Below are 214 nucleotides of genomic sequence, written 5' to 3'. Positions count from 1 at the left end.
GTGCTGCGTGCCAAGGTGATGGGTGCGGACAACCTGGACGCGATCTTCGGTGACCGGACGCTCGACGCGTTCGTGCTGTTCTCGTCGATCGCTGGGATCTGGGGCAGCGGTGGCCAGGCCGCTTACGCGGCGGCGAACGCGCACCTCGACGCCCTGGCCGAGGGGCGGCGGGCCCGTGGCCTGACCGCCACCTCCATCGCCTGGGGACCCTGGG

Annotated in this window: 1 protein-coding gene; it reads left to right on the top strand. The window is 72.0% G+C overall.

Annotated features, from left to right (window positions below; translation table 11 throughout):
- A partial coding sequence (locus tag IH13_RS39385; protein ID WP_037843419.1) for a KR domain-containing protein occupies positions 1-214 on the top strand: 214 nt, incomplete at both ends.

This window comes from Streptomyces sp. NRRL WC-3549, assembly GCF_000721935.1.
Taxonomy (GTDB): Bacteria; Actinomycetota; Actinomycetes; order Streptomycetales; family Streptomycetaceae; genus Streptomyces.
The sequence above is the reverse complement of the archived record's forward strand: the minus strand, read 5'-3'. Positions and strand labels throughout refer to the sequence as shown.